Consider the following 17492-nt stretch of genomic DNA (forward strand, 5'->3'; position numbering starts at 1 on the left):
ACCGGCATTTTTGACATTCACTTACCCCCTTGTTATGATCAATTGTGCATCTCGCCGCGTGCAGAAACCCCGTGCCTAAAATCGACAAACCCAAGATCCTGGTCGTCAATGACGACGCCAACAGCCTGTTCGCGCTGACCAGTCTGCTCGCCCAGTGGGCCGAGCAGGAATGCTATGAGGTGCTGGCCGCGCGCTCCGGCCAGGACGCGCTGCGCCAGGTGCTGATGCACGACTTCGCGGTGATCCTGCTGGACGTGAACATGCCGGGCATGGACGGCTTCGAAACCGCCGAGGCCATCCACGCCCGCGCGCGCTCGGCCGACATTCCCATCATCTTCATCACCGCCTTCCTCGCGGACGAACTGGACCGGCTGAAGGCTTACCAGCACGGCGCCGTCGACTTCCTGTTCACGCCGGTGATCCCGCAGGTGCTGTACGCCAAGATCGCCGTGTTCGTGGCGCTGGCGATGAAGAACGAGGAACTGAAAAAGCAGGCGCGCCAGCTGAGCCAGCGCACCACCGAGCTGACCGCCACCAACCAGCGGCTGACGCGCGAGATCGAGGAGCGCAAGTCGATGGAGCGGCAGAACCACGCCAAGGACGAGTTCCTGGCCATGCTGGGCCACGAGCTGCGCAATCCGCTCAGCGCCATCAGCAGCGCGGCGTCGCTGATCGGCCTGCCCGGGGTGTCGGCCGAGGGCGTGCAGCGCGCCAAGAAGATCATCCAGCGCCAGAGCCAGCACCTGGGCCGCATCGTCGACGATCTGCTCGACCTGTCGCGCGCCATGTCCGGCAAGATCCTGCTGAACCGGGTGCCGCTGGACGTGGCCAAGCTGGTGGCCACCACGCTGGAAACCTGCCGCGCCACCGGCCGCTGCACCGACTACGACCTGGTGCAGGACCTCGACGCCGGCTGGATCGACGGCGACCCGACCCGGCTCGAACAAATCACCAGCAACCTGCTCGACAACGCCCTCAAGTACACGCCGCCCGGCGGCCGCATCGAGGTGCGCACCTGGACCGAGAACGACGACGTGGTGCTGAGCGTGCGCGACACCGGCGTCGGCATCGCCGCCGAGCTGCTGCCGCACGTGTTCGACGTGTTCGTGCAGGGCAGCAGCACGCTGGACCGCTCGCAGGGCGGGCTGGGCATCGGCCTGTCGCTGGTGCGGCGGCTGGCCGAGCTGCACGGCGGCAGCGTGGCGGCGGAAAGCGCCGGCGAGAACCGCGGCAGCACCTTCACGCTGCGCCTGCCGCGCATCGAGCACCAGACGGCGCCGGCCCCGGCGGCGGTGCGCCGCAGCGAGCACGGCAAGCCGCGCGTGCTGCTGATCGAGGACAACGACGACGGCCGCGAGATGATGACCATGATGCTGGGCGGTTACGGCTACGAGGTCGCCTCGGCCGCCGACGGCCTGCTGGGCCTGCAGGCGGCGCAAGCGCACCAGCCGGACCTGGCGCTGGTGGACATCGGCCTGCCCGGCATCGACGGCTACGAGGTGGCGCGCCGCCTGCGCGCCGATCCGGCCACGCGCGACATCAAGCTGATCGCCCTCACCGGCTACGGCCTGGCGGAAGACCTGCGGCGCGTGATGGAGGCCGGCTTCGACCGCCACCTGGTCAAGCCGGTCGACATCGAGCAGCTGATGGAGGCGATCGATACCTGCGCCCGGGTGCCGGTCAAGGGCTAGGAGTGGCCGCACGCTTGACGCGGCGTGCGCCACAATGGGCAAAGCTCGGGTATGATCGGGTCACACCGTCGTCCGTCCGACTTTACAGAGAAAACCCATGTCCGTACCGGCATCGCAAGAACACCCCACTCCACCGGCAGAGGCGCTGCGCAGCGCCGACCTGAGCGAGCTGCTCGGCCACGTCCACACCTGCTGGGACAACGAGCGCCGGTCGCTGTCGCGCCAGCTGCACGACAGCCTGGGCTCGTCGCTGACGGCGCTGACCATGCACCTCGGCCTGCTGATGCAAAAGCTGCCGCCCGACCAGGCGCTGCAGGACCGCGCGGCCACCATGAAGAAGCTGCTGGGCCAGATCGTCGAAACCAACCGCCAGATGCAGCTCAAGCTGTGGAACGACAAGCTGGAATTCCTCGGCGTGCGCGTGGCGCTGGACGAACTGGTCACGCAGTTCGGCCAGCAGCACGGCATCACCGCCCGCTGCAGCCTGCCGGAGGATGAACTGGATTGCCCGCGCAGCCACGGCATCGTGCTGCTGCACACGCTGGAGGAGGCGCTGCGCAACATCGTCGCCCATGCGCAGGCCAGCGAGGTCGACGTCATCGTCGACGACAATGAAGACGAGGTGATGCTGACCGTGAAGGACAACGGCGTCGGCCTCAGCGGCCCGGTGCCGGCGGCGCCGCACCAGCCGGCCGGCAAGTTCGGCCTGCGCATGGCGCGCGAACGGGCCGCCTACCTGGGCGGCACGCTGACCTTGTCGGCCGGCCCCGAGCGCGGCGTCATCCTGACGATGATCCTGCCCAAGCCGGCCAAGGCCGACTTAATGTAGTTTGACCAGCGGCGTGGTGCGCTTGATCAGGAAGCGCGCCACCGCCAGCACGCCGGTGCGCACCGTGCCCAGCACCGCCTTGTGGTGCAACAGGTGCAGGCTGACGTACATCATGCGCGCCACAAAGCCATCCACGAACCAGCTCAGGCCCTTGAGCGATCCCATCAGGCTGCCGACCGACGTGGTCTGGCCGAACGACACCAGCGAACCATAATCGCGGTACACATACGGCTTGTCCTGCGGCGGCTGGCCCTTGTGCTGGCGCATGAAGGTTTCGACCAGGTAATCGGCCATCTGGTGCGCGGCCTGGGCGCGCGGCGGCACCAGCTTGCCGTCCGGGCCGACGCAGGCGGCGCAGTCGCCCAGCGCGTAGATGCCGTCGACGCCCTTGACGGCCAGCGTGCCGTCGACGTCCAGCTGACCGGACTTGACGGTCGGCAGGCCCAGCGTCTTCAGGAAGTCCGGCGCCTTGATGCCGGCCGCCCAGACGACGATCTGCGCCGGGTAGACGGTGTCGCCGGCGGTGACGCCGGTGGCATCGATGGCGGTCACGCGGGTGTCGGTCACCACCTTGACGGCGCGCTCGCGCAACAGTGCCAGCGCCGCGCTGGAGACTTTTTCCGGCAGCGGCGCCAGGATGCGCGGCGCCCCTTCCAGCAGCGTGATGCGCACGTCGCGCTCGGCCTGCAATTGGCGGAAGCCATAGGTGGCGTAGACGTCGCTGGCCTCGCGCAGCTCGGCGGCCAGCTCGACGCCGGTGGCGCCGCCGCCAATGATCACCACGTCCACGCCGGCATCGGCGGCCACGCTCTTTTTGAGCTCGGCCAGCGTCAGCAGCTTGAGCAGCGTCAGGCGGAAGCGCTCGGCGTCCTCGGTGGCATTGAGCGAGATGGTGTGCTCGGCCGCGCCGGGCACACCGAAATAATTCGAGGTGCTGCCGACCGCGATCACCAGCTTTTCAAAGCCGATCTGACGCTCCGGCAGGATTTCCTCGCCATGGTCGTCGCCGGCGCTGATGGCGCCCACGGTCAGCACGCGCCGGCTGGCGTCCAGCGCCAGCATGGGCCCGTAGACAAAGGTGAAGTGGTTGTCGTGCGCCAGCATCTGGTACGACAGGCCCTCCTGGTGCACGTCCAGCGTGCCGGCCGCCACCTCGTGCAGTGACGGTTTCCAGATATGGAACAGGCGGCTGTCCACCAGCATCACGGCCTGCGGCCCCAGTTTGCGACCCAGTTTGCAAGCGAGCTCCAGCCCGCCTGCCCCGCCGCCAACAATCACGATTTTACTCTGCAAAACTTTCTCCTGTGGCGGCGTTTGCCGCCGGTTTAACGGTCGTGGCCGTGTCCGTGGCCATGGCCGCGATCATGGCCGGGGCCGCGGCCCGGGCCGTGGTCGTCGCGGCGATCGTCTCGCCGGTCGTCACGGAAATCGGGACGGCCAGGACCAGGACCGCCATGGCCGTGACGCTCACGGTAACGCGGCACGTATTCATTGTTGTACCACCGATCCTGCACAAAATACACTCTCTGATTGCAGGCATGGTAAGCATGGCAATGTTTCGCCCAGTGCTTGGCATGGCCCGGCGGCACGCGCAGGTAGATCGGCGCGCTCTCGACGTAATGGACCGGCCGTTCGATGATCACCGGCTGGCGGTAGACCACGGCCGGCGGCGGATAATCGCCGATGTCGAGGCGGCCATAAAAACCGGGCTGGCCGACGCTGATGGAGACACCGACATCGGACGCAAACGCGGAGGCGGACAGCGCCAGCAGGCTGGCAGCGAGGATCTTGGCTTTCATGATGAGTCTCTATTCTTGATACGAGCGAACTTGCTCACCAGTTAGCATAATAAATCCTCCGGCAATTCTCTGTGCGCTGACGAACATAGGCGGCTTGTGCTACACTAATCGTTCGATACCTAACGATTAGTCCTGAAATCATATGTCTTCTATAGAAGAACGCTTCTCGGCCGCGCTGCACGGCTCCGCCCGGGCCTGGCGGCTGGCCATCGACCGCCGCCTCAAGCACCTGAACCTGAGCCAGGCCAGCTGGATGGCGATCTGCCTGGTGGCCAAGGAAGGCGAACCGCCCTCGCAGACGCGGCTGGCCGCGCGCGCCGGCGTCGAGGATCCGACCATGGTGTCCACCGTCGACCGCCTGGTGAAGGCCGGCTACATGGTGCGCACGCCCTCCGCCACCGACCGCCGCGTCAAGCTGATCAGCCTGACGCCGGACGGCCAACACGTCTACGACACGGTCTGGAAGGAGGCCGATGTGGTCCGCCGCGAGCTGCTCGGCAACGTCGACGCCGCCACGCTGCGCACCGTGACCGAATTCCTGGAAGCGTTGCAAACCAACATCGAGTCGCTGCCATGAGCGTTGCAGACGCCACCGCCGGCGACGGCCTGAACCGCCGCATGATCACCATCTCGATCATGCTGGCCACCATCATCCAGGCGCTGGACGGCACCATCGCCAACGTCGCCCTGCCGCACATGCAGGGCAGCCTGTCGGCCTCGCAGGACCAGATCACCTGGGTGCTGACCTCCTTCATCGTGGCCGCCGCCATCGCCACGCCGCTGACCGGCTGGCTGTGCGACCGCTACGGCCAGAAGAACATCTTCCTGACCTCGGTAGCCGGCTTCACCATCGCCTCGGTGCTGTGCGGGCTGTCCGCCACGCTGACCGAAATCGTCATCGCCCGCCTGCTGCAGGGGGTGTTTGGCGCCGCGCTGGTGCCGCTGTCGCAGGCCACGCTGCTGGACATCAATCCGCGCGAGAAGCACGGCTCGGCCATGGCGGTGTGGGGCATGGGCGTGATGATCGGCCCGATCCTGGGGCCGACGCTGGGCGGCTGGCTGACCGACAGCTATGACTGGCGCTGGGTGTTCTTCATCAACGTGCCGGTCGGCGCCATGGCCTTCTACGGCATCTGGCGCTACATCCGCAAGACCGCCGCGCCGCGCAAGATGCGCTTCGACGCCTTCGGCTTCGCCACCCTCAGCCTGGCCATCGGTGCGCTGCAGATGCTGCTCGACCGCGGCGAACAGAATGACTGGTTCAGCGCCACCGAAACCTGGGTCGAGGCCATCATCCTGGCGCTGAGCTTTGCGTACTTTGTCGCCCACACCGCCACGCGGCCGGCCGGCCAATCGTTCTTCGACTACCGGCTGCTGAAGAACGCCAACTACGTCAGCGGCCTGCTGTTCATCTTCATCGTCGGCCTGGTATTGTTCGCCACGCGCGCGCTGACGCCGTCGATGCTGCAAAGCCTGATGGGCTACCCGGCCAAGATCGCCGGCCTGGTGACGGCGCCCAGCGGCATCGGCACCATGATCGCGATGATGGTGGTCGGCCGGCTGGTGGGCAAGATCGACCTGCGCCTGCTGCTGGGCGGCGGCTTCCTGATCACCGCCTTCTCGCTGTGGCAGATGACGCGCTACACGCTGGTGCTGTCGCAAAGCGACATCGTCTGGCCGGGCGTTATCCAGGGCCTGGGCCTGGGCCTGGTGTTCGTGCCGCTGAGCGCCGCCACCTTCGCCACGCTGTCGCCGGAGATGCGCGCCGAGGGCACGGCCATCTACAGCCTGATCCGCAATATCGGCAGCTCGATCGGCATCGCGCTGGTGCAGACGCTATTGGTGCGCAATACGCAGACGGTGCACGCCTCGCTGACCGAACACATCACCACCGCCAACCCGGCGCTGCTGGACAACCTGGCCACGCCGGAAGCGGCGGCCGCGCTGAATAACGAGATCACGCGCCAGGCGTCGATGATCGCCTACGTGGACGACTTCTGGCTGATGTTTATTTTGACGCTGTGCGTGATACCGCTGCTGATGCTGGTCCGGCCGCCGAAACGCAACGCGCCGGCGGCGGTCGACCACGCCGCCATGGATTGAGGAGAACCACATGACACAACGATTACCACCCGCCCCGCTGGCCAGGGCCGTCGCCATGGCCCTGACCGTGGCGCTGGCCGGCTGCGCGGCCATCGCGCCGGACACGCACCCGCTGGCCCGGCGCGACATCGCCAGCGCCGCGCTGTCGTCCACCATCAAGCTGGCGCACGAAGGCTGGCCGCAGGCCCAGTGGTGGACCGCCTACCACGACGACCAGCTGAACGCCATCATCAAGCAGGCGCTGGCCAGCGGGCCGTCGCTGGAAGTGGCCGGCGCCAGGATCGGCAGCGCGCGCTCGTCGCTGTCGCGCAGCCTGGCGGACCTCGGCCTGGAATCCTCGCTGTACGCCAACGCCAACCGCCAGCGCTACTCCGCCACCGGCCTGTTCCCGGCGCCGATCGGCGGCGCCTGGTACAGCGAAGAGACGCTGCGCCTGGACCTGCACTACAACTTCGACTGGTGGGGCAAGAACCGCGCGCAGGTGGCGGCCGCCGTCGGCGAGCTGAATGCCGGCCGCGCCGCCTACGCGGAAGCGGAGCAGGCGCTGGCCGCGTCCATCGCCCAGAGCTACTTCCGCCTGCAGGGCGCGTGGGCGCGCCTGGCCAACACCGAACAACTGGCCGCCACGCAAACCGCGCTGGTGCAGGACAAGGCCAGGCGCATCGCCCGCGGCCTGGCCAACGCCGACGCGCAGCGCGCCGCCGAAGCGGAACTGAGCCTGATCCGCAAGCAGCAGATGCAGCTCAAGGCCGACATCGAACACGAACGCGAAGCGCTGCGCGCGCTGGCCGGCGCCGACAACACCGCGCTGGCCGACCTCAAGCCGGTGGCGCTGTCGCCCACCCCGCACGCCCTGCCCGCGCGCCTCGGCCTCGAACTGCTGGCGCGCCGGCCGGACCTGCAGGCGGCGCGCTGGAAGGTGGAAGCGTCGCTCAGCCGCATCGACGCCGCCAAGGCCGCGTTCTACCCGGACGTCAACCTGACCGGCTCGATCGGCCTCGACACGGTCAAGATGGAAAACCTGCTGCAGGCGGCCAGCCGCACCGCCTACATCGGCCCGACAGTGTCGCTGCCGCTGTTCGACAGCAAGCGCCTGGACGCGCAACTGGACGGCGCGCGCACCAACCGCAACGAGCGCATCGCCGAATATAACCAGACCATCATCGACGCCGTGCGCGACGTCGCCCAAAGCGGCGCGCAGTTGCAAGGCATCGAGCAGCAGATCACGCACCAGGCGCAAGCCACGGCATCGGCGCGCGCGCAACTGGCGTCAGCGCAGGCGCGCATGGAGCACGGCCTGGCCGACAACAGCAACGTGCTGAATGCGCGCGCGGCCCTGCTGCGGCAGCAGGATGCCGACCTGTATATGCAACAGGTACAACTGCTGGCCGAAGTGGCGCTGACCAACGCGCTGGGCGGCGGCTACCACGAAGAAGCGCCGCTGGCGACGGCCTCCAAATAATTCAACGGACATCAACATGAGCACTGACACCACCCAACCGAAGAACGAGAAAAAACGCAAGGCCATGCTGGCCGGGATCACGCTGGCCTTCATCGCGGCCGGCATCGCCTACGCCGCGTATTACGAAATCGTGCTGTCCAAGGTGCAGGAGACGGACAACGCCTACGTCGGCGGCAACCTGGTCAACCTGTCGTCGCAGGTGACCGGCAACGTCACCGAGATCCGCGCCGACGAAACGCAGATGGTGCAGGCCGGCGCGCCGCTGATCCAGCTCGACCCGGCCGACGCCGACATCGCCCTGCAGCAGGCCGACGCCAAACTGGGCGCCGCCGTGCGCCAGCAGCGCCAGCGCTATGCCGACGTGGCGCAGTACGACGCCACCGTCGCCCTGCGCAAGCTGCAGCTGAAGAACGCCGAAGACGACCTGGCGCGCCGCAAGCCGCTGGCGGCGGACCACACGGTGTCCGGCGAGGAAGTCGAACACGCGCGCCAGGCGGTGGAGGATGCGCGCGCGGCGATCGCGGTCGCGCTGAAGCAGGAGGAAGCGGCCAAGGCCGGCGTCAGCGGTGTGGCGGTGGCGCAGCACCCGGCGGTGCAGGCGGCCAAGGCGGACTACGTGCAGGCCTGGCTGGCGGCGCGCCGCAATACCATCCTGGCGCCGGTGTCGGGCTATGTGGCCAAGCGCAGCGTGCAGATCGGCGCGCGCGCCACGCCGGGCACCTCGCTGATGGCGATCGTGCCGCTGGATCAGTTGTGGGTGGACGCCAACTTCAAGGAATCGGAACTGAAGAACATCCGTGTCGGCCAGCCGGCCAGGGTGGAGGCGGATATGTATGGCGGCAAGGTGGAATTCCACGGCCGCGTGGTGGGGCTATCGGCCGGCACCGGCAGCGCCTTCTCGCTGCTGCCGGCGCAGAATGCCAGCGGCAACTGGATCAAGGTGGTGCAGCGCCTGCCGGTGCGGATTGCGCTGGACCCGAAGGAGTTGAAGGCGCATCCGCTGCGCATCGGGCTGTCGACCACGGTGTCGGTGGATATCAGCAAGACCGATGGGCCGGTGCTGGGGGCGGCCATGCCGCAGACGCCGGTGTACACCACCAGCGCGCTGAATCAGCCCTTGCAGCAGGCTGCGGCTGCGGCGGACGCCATCATCGCGCGCAACCTGTAACCCGGTACGGCGGGGTCAGACCCCGTACGGGGTCTGACCCCAACACCAACCGCCTTGCGGGGTGGCGGCCCATCCTGCCGCTACCCCTTGAGCAGCTCCGCGTCCAGTTGACGCATCGCCGTCTGCGCCTGGGTGATGACCCGGTCGGCGATGCGCTGGCGCATGCCCGGCACGCGGCCCGCCGCCTCGGCCTCCAGCAGGATCGGCGTCAACACCTGCAGCGCCGAATCGCGGAAGCCTTCCGCCACCTGGTCCAGCTGCGCGTTGAACGACTGCTCCGCCGCCAGCAACTGCTTGCGCAATTCCTCCTCGAACGCCGCGCGCTTGTCGCGGATCTCGGTGCGTTTGCGCTTGCCGCCGTCGGTGAACCACTTGAACGCCCCCGCCAGCAGCACCGCGCCGCCGACAAACGGCGCCACCGGCGCCACCACCGGCAGCACCACCGCCGCGCCGATCAGATACGCCGCCGTGCCGGTGCTGGCCGCCACCGCCGCGCCGCTGACCAGCGTCACATTGGCCGCCGTATCCAGCGTGTTGACGATGCGCGTGCCCACCCGCAGCCGCGGCATCAGCCGCGCCAGCGCCGCATGGTGCTGACGCTCGAACACCGAGGCCTGTCCCAGCTTCATCCCCGACTGGAACAGCCGCAGATCTTCCTGCAGCAACTGCAGGGCCTGCTCCTTGCGCCGCACGATGCGGTCCAGCCGCCGTTCCATCTCCTGGCCGAACTGGTTGCGGCCGATGCTGGCCCACACATCCTCGTCCTTCCACTTGTCGGTGTTCAGGCGGTCGCTCATCGCCAGTTCGATGGCGTTGCCGGCGTCGTGCACGGCATCGTCGATTTCCTCGGTCATCAGGCGGCGCTCGTAGGCGATGCGCTGCTCGACCAGCACCAGCCGCTGCTGCACCTGGCTTTTCATCTCATTGGCCGCCGTCACCAGCGACGCGGCGGCCGCCTCGCCGGCCGCCAGCAGGCGCGCCTGCTCCAGGTAGGTGTTGATGTCCTGCGTGATCGCGGCCGTGGTGCCGCCCACCAGGTCGCGCAGCTGCGCGTGGTCGATCTCGCCGGACTGGAAGTGGCGCGCGTGGTCGATCAGCGCCGGCTGGCCGGCGCTGCGGCCGAAATCCGCCACGGCGTCCGCCACCGAGCGGCCGCGCACCAGGCGGCGCGCCTGCTCGCCCAGGTGGGCCAGCAGGCCGCGCTCCTCGGCCGGCGGCAGGCGGCCCAGGTCCTCCGGCGCCAGCTTGACCGACAGCGCCCTGGCCAGCCGCTGCGCCAGCGCGCGGGCGTCGGCGCCGTGCAGCGCCAGCAGCGGGATCACCATGTGCAGCGCCTGTTCACGGGCCGCCGGGTCGATGCCGGCGCAACTGCGGCTGAGCGCATTCAGCGCCCAGTCGACCTCCACGCCCGATTCGATCGCGTTCAGCACCAGCGCGGTGAAGACGGCGGACGACTGGCCGTCGCCGGCGATCTCGGTGACGGCGGCGAATTGCGCCAGCGTGAGGCTGCCCTCGTTGCCGGCGAGCGCTCCCACGGCACGCGCGTAGGCGGAGCTGAAACTCTGGTCGGAAGATAAGTGCTCGTCCAGCGAGCGCACGACGAGCTGCGATGACGACGGACTATGCACGCCTGCTCCAGTTGGTTGTGATGCCATCATGGCATTGTAACTGAAGCGGGCCTAGTGAGGCAGGTAGCGAATCAGGGCGATGACGGCGCCGAGGGTCACGCCAGTCTGAGCGATAAACATCGTGAACATCCACTTCAGCAAGTCAATCTTAAGCTCCTGTAACTGTTGGCTGATTTCGGCCCGAACCCAGTCCTTGGTGGCCAAAGCGTCCTTAAGATTCTCCAACACCTCGCCCAGCGCGTCGGCGTGCGCCAGCGCCTGCTGAGGCGGCACGCCACCATCTTCGAGGCACTTGCGGTATTTGGTAGATTCGGTCGAATGCATGATGCGCTCAGTATGCGCCGCTCGCCGCCGAATGCAAGCGACGCGCCTTGATCCGCCTCAACCGGTGACCACCTCGGTCGACAGCGTCAGCGTCTCCTTGATTTCCTCCATGACGACATAGCTTTTCGACTGCGCCGCCCCAGGCAAACTGAGCAGCATATCGCCCAGCAGATTGCGGTACTCGGCCATCTCGTGGATGCGCGCCTTGATCAGGTAGTCGAAATCGCCCGACACCAGGTGGCACTCCTGCACCTCCGGAATCCGCAGCACCTCGCGCCGGAATTGCTCAAACGCCGGTCCCGACTTCTGGTTCAGCGTGATCTCCACGAACACCAGCAGCTTGGCCCCCAGCGACGGCGGGTCGATGCGCGCGTGGTAGCCGGTGATCACGCCATCGCGCTCCATGCGCTTGACCCGCTCGATGGTCGGCGTGGTCGACAAGCCCACCTGCTCGCCCAGGTCCTTCATCGAGATCCGCCCATCCTCCTGCAGGATCTTCAATATCTTTCTGTCCAGTTTGTCCAGACTCCGGACCGATTCTTTCTGTATGCGCATGAAAATCCACTGTTTTTAAGAAGATATACAGTAACAACCACTACCATAACGAGAATACCATAGCAGAATCCAACAAAGGTAAATAATCGGGGGCAATATGCGCGTAGTTATCCTTGGCAGCGGCGTGATCGGCGTCACCAGCGCCTACTATCTGGCCAAAGCCGGCCACGACGTCACCGTGCTGGACCGTCAACCCGGCCCCGCCCTCGAAACCAGTTTCGCCAACGCCGGCCAGATCTCGCCCGGCTACGCCTCCCCCTGGGCCGCGCCCGGGATCCCGCTGAAAGCGATGAAATGGATGCTGCAACGCCACGCCCCGCTGTCGATCACGCCGGACGGCACGCTGTTCCAATTGCAGTGGATGTGGCAAATGCTGCAGAACTGCAATGCCGAACGCTACGCCATTAACAAGGAACGCATGGTGCGCCTGGCCGAGTACAGCCGCGACTGCTTCAAGGCCTTGCGCGCCTCGACCGGCATCGAATACGAAGGCCGCCAGCAAGGCACGACCCAGCTGTTCCGCACCCAGGAGCAGATGGACGCCGCCGCCAAGGACATCAGCGTGCTGGAAGAAACCGGCGTGCCGTACGAACTGCTGAGCCGCGAACAACTGGTCGGCGCCGAACCCGGCCTGGCGCGCAACAAGCTGGTCGGCGGCCTGCGCCTGCCCAACGATGAAACCGGCGACTGCCAGCTGTTCACCACGCGCCTGACCGCGATGGCCGAGCAACTGGGCGTGAAATTCCGCTATGGCATCGACATCACCGGCCTGGTCACCGAGGGCGACGCCATCAAGGGCGTTCAGTGCGGCGACGAACTGGTGACCGCCGAATCCTACGTGGTGGCCATGGGCTCCTATTCCACCGCGCTGCTGAAAGACCTGGTCAAGATTCCGGTCTACCCGCTGAAGGGCTATTCGATCACCGTACCGATCGTCAACGCCGACGCCGCGCCGGTGTCGACCATCCTGGACGAAACCTACAAGATCGCCGTCACCCGCTTCGACGACCGCATCCGCGTCGGCGGCATGGCCGAAATCGCCGGCTTCAACACCGCGCTCAACCCGCGCCGCCGCGAGACGCTGGAAATGGTGGTCAACGACCTGTTCCCTGGCGCCGGCGACACCGCCGCCGCCAGCTTCTGGACCGGCCTGCGGCCGATGACGCCGGACGGCACGCCGATCGTCGGCCGCACCGGCCTGCGCAACCTGTACATCAACACCGGCCACGGCACGCTGGGCTGGACCATGTCGTGCGGCTCGGCGCAACTGCTGTCGGACATCCTCTCGGCGCGCCGCCCGGCGATCCGCGCCGACGACCTGTCCGTCAGCCGCTACAGCCGCACCGGCAACATGCGCCAGCCGCAACTGGCCAGCGCCTGACCCGCACCGCTTCACCACGGACGCCGGCGCCGCACCGCCGCGCCGCGTCCGTCCTCCCTCCCCGCGCCCATCCGCCCGCGCGTCATCATCTGTCGCATCGCCGCCGCTATCTGCCGCCGAACCCGCAAAACGCCCCCTGGAGCGTTGAGATTGGGGCCAAGCCTGCGTATAATTTTGACCATGAATAAACTTGAAGCTTTTGGCCATATTGCGGCCTTGGCCATCCGTGGCGAACTCGTATTCCCGACCAGCGTCAACGCCGCGCTGCGCGTGCAACTGGCATTGGATGATCCCGACTGCCCGATCGACACCGCCATCAGCCTGGTGCTGGCGGAGCCGCTGCTGGCCGCCAAGACCGTGGCCATCTCCAACTCGGCCATGTTCAACCGCGCCGGCGCGCCGGTGGTGACCAATGTGCGCGGCGCCATCATGCGCATCGGCTACCAGAACCTGTTCGCGCTGGCGGCCGCCATGGTGGTGCGCCAGTTCGGCAGCAAGATCACCGACCCGGCGCTGCGCAACAAGGCGGAAAAGCTGTGGGACCACACCATCGCCGTGGCCACGCTGGGGCGTTTGATCGCGCGCCACGTCACCGGCGTCAATCCGGACACCGCGCTGTTCGCCGGCATCGTGCACGAGGTGGGCGGCTTCTACCTGCTGTCGCGCGCCGACGAGTTCCCCGGCCTGCTGGAAGAGGACACCGAAAACTGGCACTCCGCCAGCGAGGAAATCATCACCCGCGAGGTGATGCGCAAGCTGTGCATCCCCGAGCCGGTGGCGGACGCCATCGAGGGCCTGCGCGACAGTTTCATGTCGATCCCGCCGGACACGCTGCTCGACACCCTGCTGCTGGCCAACCACCTGACCCCGGTCAAGTCGCCGCTGCAGGAGCCGCAGCGCGAGCTGCCGCCGCATTCCGACTCGGCCATCGACCTCTTCATCGACGAGCAAAAGCTGGCCGCCATGCTGGAGGAAGCCAAGCGCGACGCCGCCGAGATGAGCGCCGCCTTGCTGGTCTAACCCCATCCCCGGCCGCCCGGCGCAGGCGGCCCCTGTTTCTTCCTGGAGAATTTGATGCAGACTGCGCCCTTGTCCTACGGCTCCGATCAATCCGGCCTGGTGTGCGGTTACCTGTTCGGCCGCGCCGACGGGGGCAAGGCGGTGCCGCTGGACTCCGACGCTGCCTGCCAATGGCTCAAGGAACGCGAACAGCATCCGCGCGAATTCATCTGGCTGCACTACAACCTGGCCAACACCGCCAGCGAAAAGTGGCTGCACGAGCACACCGCGCTGCCGGAGGAGTTCTACGACAGCCTGCACGAGGGCCCGCGCTCGACCCGCATCGAGCTGGCCGACAACACGCTGGTGGCGGTGGTCAACGACGTGGTGCACGACTTCACCTTCGAGCCATCCGACATTTCCACCCTGTGGCTGAGCGTGGACAAGCAGATCGTCATCAGCGCCCGCCGCAAGCCGCTGCGGGCGGTGGACAGCCTGCGCAACGCCGTGCGCAACGGCGAGCCGATCCGCTCGTCGGTGGAATTGCTGATCCACCTGCTGCGCGACCAGGCCGACGCGCTGATCAAGATCGTGCGCGACGCCATCAGCACCGTCGACGGCATCGAGGATAACCTGCTGGCCGGCAAGCTGACTACCAAGCGCGCCAGCCTGGGCGCGCTGCGGCGGGTGCTGGTGCGGCTGCAGCGCCTGCTGGCGCCGGAGCCGGCGGCGCTGTTCCGCCTGCTGCAAAAGCCGCCGGCCTGGGTGGCGGAGATCGACGCCCAGGAGCTGCGCCAGTCGACCGAGGAATTCTCGATGGTGCTGGCGGACATGGCCTCGCTGCAGGAGCGCATCAAGCTGATCCAGGAAGAGATCGCGGCGCTGGCCAGCGAGGCCAACAATCACAGCCTGTTCGTGCTGACGGTGGTGACGGTGTTGGCGCTGCCGATCAACATCATCGCCGGCCTGCTGGGCATGAACGTGGGCGGCATCCCGCTGGCGCAGTCGGCGCACGGCTTCCTGATCGTGGTAATCATCGTGGCCAGCTTCACCGTGATCGCCGGCTGGCTGGCCTTCCGCCGCCAGCGCGACGTGGGCGCGGATTAGCGCGCTCCATCCATACCCGCCAGGCGCCGGCGACAGCGGCGACGATGCCCATCACCAGCGCAAACAGGTTGTCGCGGCGCCAGGCGGCGCGCACCGCGTCCAGCGTGGCGACCTCCTTGCCGCCGACCGCCACCACGTAGGCCGTGTAGAAGTCGCCCGGGGCGTAGCCGATGTGGGTCTTCTGCTGGCGCAGGAACTGCACCGCGACCGGATACAGCGCCGCGTCGCGCAGCGTCTGGCGCTGGCGGCCGTCGGCGTCGCCCTTGGCGTACAACACCAGCTGCTGGTCGTCGGCCAGCCGGAAATACAGGGCCCCGCGCGTCTCCTGCTGCCACACCACGCGGCCGCGCGCCGTCTCCAACTGCGCCGCCTGCGGAAAGCGATACTCCAGCACGCCAAACAGCGCGATCAGGCCGATGCCGAGCAACAAGAAAAAATACGCCCCGCGCTCGCCGGCAAACCAGTCTTTCATAATTTGATGATGTCGATATCCATGCCGGCATCATACATGCAGCAGCTACACCCACGCGCGTTCCCGATGCCCGGTGCCCGGCAAGCATAAATAAAGTTTTTTGTTTACTTATTGATGAGCCAGCGCTACAGTGGCGGACATGAAAACCTCCCTGCTCATCTTTTCGGCCTGCCTGCTGGCCATGCTGTCGACGATAGGCGCGGCGCTGCCCTATCCCATCCTGCCGCCGCTGTTTGCCGCCGGCGCCACCAACGGCCTGAACACCTTCCTCGGCCTGCCGCCCAAGCTGCTGTTCGGCCTGGCGCTGACCATCAACCCGCTCGGCCTGCTGATCGGCTCCGCCCTGCTCGGCCCGATGTCCGACCGCTACGGCCGCCGCCCGGTGCTGCTGATCACCGCCGTTGGCGCCGCCATCGGCCATGCCGTCACCGCCGTCGCGCTGCTGATCGAGCACTACCCGCTGTTCATCATCGCCCGCTTCGTCACCGGCCTGCTGGAAGGCAGCGGCTCGGTCGCCCGCGCGCTGCTGGCCGACCGTCTCGAAGGCGAACTGCGCCGCAAAGCGCTGTCGTGGCTGAACGGCGCCTTCTACATGGGCTGGCTGGCCGGCCCGCTGCTGGCCGGCGCCACGCTGCAATTCGGCCAGACCACGCCGTTCTGGGTCGCCGTCGCCGCGCTGCTGCTGGTGGCCGCGCTGGTGGCCGCCACACTGCCCAAGGAAGCGCCCACCGGCGCCAGCACCTCCTGGTGGCAGGTGGCGCGCGACCGCCACGCGCTCAACCTGCTGCGCGAACCGGACCTGCGCAGCCTGTTCATCATCACGCTGGCCTACACCTGCGGCGTCACCGGCTTCTACGAGTTCTACCCGCTGTGGCTGGTGGAAGTGCCCGGCTACGGCGCCCAGGGCATCGCCTGGACCACCGCCGCCATGTGCGCGGTGATGACCGCCACCACCATCGTCGCGGGCCGCCCGTTCCGGGGCGAACCGCTGCTGCGCGCCCGCCTGTACGCCTTTGCCGTGGCCGCCATCATCGCCACGCTGGCGGCCAGCAACGCCGCCATCGGCATCCTGTGCATCATCCTGTACGGCATTCCGCACGCTTTCTACAACGCCATCGTGCCGAATTATTGCGCCGAGCGCTTCGGCGCCGCCCACGGCCAGGGCGCGGTGATGGGCCTGATTTCCACCACCTTCTGCCTGGCCAACATCATCATGGCGCTGGCCGGCGCCGTGCTGACCCTGATCGACACCCGGCTGATCCTGTTGCTGGGCGCGGCGTTGACCGCGTGGTCGGCCTGGCGCATGCAAAGCTGGCACCGCAGCATGCAGGCGGAGGCCGCGGCATGAACACCGCCGAACAGACGCTGTTCCTGATCAAGACGCGCGGCCCGCAAACCGCCCAGCAACTGGCCGCGCTGCTCAACCTGACCTCGATGGGCGCGCGCAAGCAGCTGGAGGCATGGCAGGAAAAAGGCATGCTGACCTACGAGGACGTGGCCGACAAGCCGGGCCGGCCGTCGCGCCGCTGGCTGCTGACCGAAGCCGGCCACGCCCGCTTCCCCGACCGCCATGCCGAACTGACGGTGCAACTGATCGACCAGGTGCGCAGCCTGTTCGGCGACGCCGGCCTCGACAAGCTGATCGGTTCGCGCGAACAGCAAAGCGAACGCGACTACCGCCAGCACCTGGCCGCCGCCCGCGACCTGCCGGAACGGGTCCAGGCGCTGGCGCGCGCGCGCAGCGCCGAGGGCTACATGGCCGAGCTCGAACCACAGGACGACGGCAGCCTGCTGCTGGTGGAAAACCACTGCCCGATCTGCGCCGCCGCCCGGCAATGCCAGCAATTCTGCCGCTCCGAGCTGGAGCTGTTCCAGCGCGTGCTGGGGCCGGACTGCGCGGTCGGCCGGGTCGAACACATGCTGGCCGGCGCGCGCCGTTGCGTGTATGTCATCAAACAACTATAATAAGAATCA

General features: G+C 67.4%; 17 protein-coding genes. 11 read left to right on the forward strand and 6 right to left on the reverse strand.

Annotated elements, in window-relative coordinates; genetic code table 11:
• The first annotated feature begins 71 nt into the window (after window positions 1–71).
• Together FHW58_RS09075 and FHW58_RS09080 are read left to right on the forward strand one after the other, a co-directional pair.
• The gene (locus tag FHW58_RS09075) at window positions 72–1691 is read left to right on the forward strand and encodes a response regulator (RefSeq protein ID WP_179672701.1); all 1620 of its coding nucleotides are present in this window, start codon (window positions 72–74) and stop codon (window positions 1689–1691) included.
• A 97-nt stretch (window positions 1692–1788) separates the two neighbouring features.
• Window positions 1789–2520, forward strand: a complete 732-nt coding sequence (locus FHW58_RS09080; RefSeq protein WP_179672702.1) for a sensor histidine kinase — start codon at window positions 1789–1791, stop codon at window positions 2518–2520.
• Here the strand turns inward: FHW58_RS09080 and FHW58_RS09085 are convergent.
• Window positions 2512–3813, reverse strand: a complete 1302-nt coding sequence (locus FHW58_RS09085; protein ID WP_179672703.1) for an NAD(P)/FAD-dependent oxidoreductase — start codon at window positions 3811–3813, stop codon at window positions 2512–2514. The genes FHW58_RS09080 and FHW58_RS09085 overlap by 9 nt on opposite strands.
• Window positions 3814–3845: 32 nt before the next feature.
• Window positions 3846–4319 carry a hypothetical protein gene (locus tag FHW58_RS09090; RefSeq protein WP_179672704.1) on the reverse strand — a complete coding sequence of 158 codons (474 nt, stop codon included), beginning with the start codon at window positions 4317–4319 and terminating at the stop codon, window positions 3846–3848.
• Between the two features lie 142 nt (window positions 4320–4461).
• Between FHW58_RS09090 and FHW58_RS09095 the strand changes: the two genes are divergently transcribed.
• Genes FHW58_RS09095 through FHW58_RS09110 form a run of 4 tightly spaced genes read left to right on the forward strand, consistent with a single transcriptional unit; the run spans window position 4462 to window position 9052 of the window.
• Window positions 4462–4896 (forward strand): MarR family winged helix-turn-helix transcriptional regulator, encoded by a 435-nt coding sequence (locus FHW58_RS09095; protein WP_179672705.1) that lies wholly within the window; start codon window positions 4462–4464, stop codon window positions 4894–4896.
• Window positions 4893–6422: an MDR family MFS transporter gene (locus FHW58_RS09100; RefSeq protein ID WP_229265095.1), complete on the forward strand. Its 1530-nt coding sequence runs from the start codon at window positions 4893–4895 to the stop codon at window positions 6420–6422. Before FHW58_RS09095 ends, FHW58_RS09100 begins: the two co-directional genes overlap by 4 nt.
• A 10-nt stretch (window positions 6423–6432) precedes the next feature.
• The gene (locus FHW58_RS09105) at window positions 6433–7884 is read left to right on the forward strand and encodes an efflux transporter outer membrane subunit (RefSeq protein WP_179672706.1); all 1452 of its coding nucleotides are present in this window, start codon (window positions 6433–6435) and stop codon (window positions 7882–7884) included.
• Between the two features lie 16 nt (window positions 7885–7900).
• Window positions 7901–9052, forward strand: a complete 1152-nt coding sequence (locus FHW58_RS09110) for an efflux RND transporter periplasmic adaptor subunit (RefSeq protein WP_179672707.1) — start codon at window positions 7901–7903, stop codon at window positions 9050–9052.
• An 80-nt stretch (window positions 9053–9132) separates the two neighbouring features.
• On the opposite strand, the gene FHW58_RS09115 is transcribed toward FHW58_RS09110, so the two are convergent.
• The 3 genes from FHW58_RS09115 to FHW58_RS09125 are packed head-to-tail and all read right to left on the reverse strand — an operon-like array spanning window position 9133 to window position 11559.
• A complete protein-coding gene (locus FHW58_RS09115) occupies window positions 9133–10680 on the reverse strand; it encodes a hypothetical protein (RefSeq protein ID WP_373996644.1) in 1548 nt (515 codons plus the stop codon).
• Window positions 10681–10731: 51 nt separating this feature from the next.
• A complete protein-coding gene (locus FHW58_RS09120) occupies window positions 10732–11004 on the reverse strand; it encodes a hypothetical protein (RefSeq protein WP_179672709.1) in 273 nt (90 codons plus the stop codon).
• Window positions 11005–11061: 57 nt separating this feature from the next.
• Complete coding sequence (locus FHW58_RS09125) at window positions 11062–11559, reverse strand: Lrp/AsnC ligand binding domain-containing protein (protein WP_179672710.1); 498 nt, start codon at window positions 11557–11559, stop codon at window positions 11062–11064.
• Window positions 11560–11656: 97 nt separating this feature from the next.
• Here FHW58_RS09125 and FHW58_RS09130 point away from each other — a divergent pair, with 97 nt between their 5' ends.
• From FHW58_RS09130 to FHW58_RS09140, 3 genes are all read left to right on the forward strand, one after another.
• Window positions 11657–12940: a D-amino acid dehydrogenase gene (locus FHW58_RS09130; RefSeq protein ID WP_179672711.1), complete on the forward strand. Its 1284-nt coding sequence runs from the start codon at window positions 11657–11659 to the stop codon at window positions 12938–12940.
• 180 nt (window positions 12941–13120) lie between these two features.
• Complete coding sequence (locus FHW58_RS09135) at window positions 13121–13960, forward strand: HDOD domain-containing protein (RefSeq protein WP_179672712.1); 840 nt, start codon at window positions 13121–13123, stop codon at window positions 13958–13960.
• A 54-nt stretch (window positions 13961–14014) separates the two neighbouring features.
• Window positions 14015–15046 carry a transporter gene (locus FHW58_RS09140; protein WP_179672713.1) on the forward strand — a complete coding sequence of 344 codons (1032 nt, stop codon included), beginning with the start codon at window positions 14015–14017 and terminating at the stop codon, window positions 15044–15046.
• Here FHW58_RS09140 and FHW58_RS09145 read toward each other — a convergent pair.
• Window positions 14988–15518, reverse strand: a complete 531-nt coding sequence (locus FHW58_RS09145) for a hypothetical protein (RefSeq protein WP_179672714.1) — start codon at window positions 15516–15518, stop codon at window positions 14988–14990. The two genes, FHW58_RS09140 and FHW58_RS09145, sit on opposite strands and share 59 nt — an antisense overlap.
• 139 nt (window positions 15519–15657) lie before the next feature.
• Between FHW58_RS09145 and FHW58_RS09150 the strand changes: the two genes are divergently transcribed.
• Both FHW58_RS09150 and FHW58_RS09155 read left to right on the forward strand, forming a co-directional pair.
• Window positions 15658–16866 (forward strand): MFS transporter, encoded by a 1209-nt coding sequence (locus FHW58_RS09150; RefSeq protein ID WP_179672715.1) that lies wholly within the window; start codon window positions 15658–15660, stop codon window positions 16864–16866.
• Window positions 16863–17483: a metalloregulator ArsR/SmtB family transcription factor gene (locus FHW58_RS09155; protein ID WP_179672716.1), complete on the forward strand. Its 621-nt coding sequence runs from the start codon at window positions 16863–16865 to the stop codon at window positions 17481–17483. Before FHW58_RS09150 ends, FHW58_RS09155 begins: the two co-directional genes overlap by 4 nt.
• The last annotated feature ends 9 nt before the right edge of the window (window positions 17484–17492 follow it).

It is taken from the genome of Duganella sp. 1224 (assembly GCF_013408245.1).
In the GTDB taxonomy this organism is placed as follows: domain Bacteria; phylum Pseudomonadota; class Gammaproteobacteria; order Burkholderiales; family Burkholderiaceae_D; genus Rugamonas.

Excerpts from the sequence above, each read along its gene's own strand:
- FHW58_RS09080 (WP_179672702.1), top strand. The coding sequence starts at position 1,789 with ATGTCCGTACCGGCATCGCAAGAACACCCCACTCCACCGGCAGAGGCG.
- FHW58_RS09090 (WP_179672704.1), bottom strand. The coding sequence starts at position 4,319 with ATGAAAGCCAAGATCCTCGCTGCCAGCCTGCTGGCGCTGTCCGCCTCC.
- FHW58_RS09095 (WP_179672705.1), top strand. The coding sequence starts at position 4,462 with ATGTCTTCTATAGAAGAACGCTTCTCGGCCGCGCTGCACGGCTCCGCC.
- FHW58_RS09100 (WP_229265095.1), top strand. The coding sequence starts at position 4,893 with ATGAGCGTTGCAGACGCCACCGCCGGCGACGGCCTGAACCGCCGCATG.
- FHW58_RS09105 (WP_179672706.1), top strand. The coding sequence starts at position 6,433 with ATGACACAACGATTACCACCCGCCCCGCTGGCCAGGGCCGTCGCCATG.
- FHW58_RS09110 (WP_179672707.1), top strand. The coding sequence starts at position 7,901 with ATGAGCACTGACACCACCCAACCGAAGAACGAGAAAAAACGCAAGGCC.
- FHW58_RS09120 (WP_179672709.1), bottom strand. The coding sequence starts at position 11,004 with ATGCATTCGACCGAATCTACCAAATACCGCAAGTGCCTCGAAGATGGT.
- FHW58_RS09125 (WP_179672710.1), bottom strand. The coding sequence starts at position 11,559 with ATGCGCATACAGAAAGAATCGGTCCGGAGTCTGGACAAACTGGACAGA.
- FHW58_RS09130 (WP_179672711.1), top strand. The coding sequence starts at position 11,657 with ATGCGCGTAGTTATCCTTGGCAGCGGCGTGATCGGCGTCACCAGCGCC.
- FHW58_RS09135 (WP_179672712.1), top strand. The coding sequence starts at position 13,121 with ATGAATAAACTTGAAGCTTTTGGCCATATTGCGGCCTTGGCCATCCGT.
- FHW58_RS09140 (WP_179672713.1), top strand. The coding sequence starts at position 14,015 with ATGCAGACTGCGCCCTTGTCCTACGGCTCCGATCAATCCGGCCTGGTG.
- FHW58_RS09145 (WP_179672714.1), bottom strand. The coding sequence starts at position 15,518 with ATGAAAGACTGGTTTGCCGGCGAGCGCGGGGCGTATTTTTTCTTGTTG.
- FHW58_RS09150 (WP_179672715.1), top strand. The coding sequence starts at position 15,658 with ATGAAAACCTCCCTGCTCATCTTTTCGGCCTGCCTGCTGGCCATGCTG.
- FHW58_RS09155 (WP_179672716.1), top strand. The coding sequence starts at position 16,863 with ATGAACACCGCCGAACAGACGCTGTTCCTGATCAAGACGCGCGGCCCG.